Origin of the sequence: Streptomyces albus subsp. albus (assembly GCF_000719865.1) — a bacterium.
Lineage (GTDB): Bacteria > Actinomycetota > Actinomycetes > Streptomycetales > Streptomycetaceae > Streptomyces > Streptomyces albus_E.
The window spans coordinates 1-373 of the sequence record NZ_JOID01000101.1 but is presented as its reverse complement, the minus strand read 5'-3'; the positions used below and the strand labels follow the sequence as shown (position 1 = coordinate 373).

Below are 373 nucleotides of genomic sequence, written 5' to 3'. Positions count from 1 at the left end.
ACGGTACTATCCGCTATCGGTCACCAGGGAATATTTAGGCTTAGCGGGTGGTCCCGCCAGATTCACACGGGATTTCTCGGGCCCCGTGCTACTTGGGTGGTTCTCAAACGAGCCGTACAGATTTCAGCTACGGGGGTCTTACCCTCTACGCCGGGCCTTTCGCATGCCCTTCGCCTACCCATACGGTTTCTGACTCGCCGACCGGCCGGCAGACCGATCAAGAGAACTCCCACAACCCCAACCACGCAACCCCTGCCGGGTATCACACGTGACTGGTTTGGCCTCATCCGGTTTCGCTCGCCACTACTCCCGGAATCACGGTTGTTTTCTCTTCCTGCGGGTACTGAGATGTTTCACTTCCCCGCGTTCCCTC

1 rRNA gene is annotated in these 373 nt (G+C 58.4%); it reads right to left on the bottom strand.

Annotated features, from left to right (window positions below):
* Positions 1 to 373, bottom strand: a 23S ribosomal RNA gene (locus IF83_RS0129555); the annotation flags it as partial.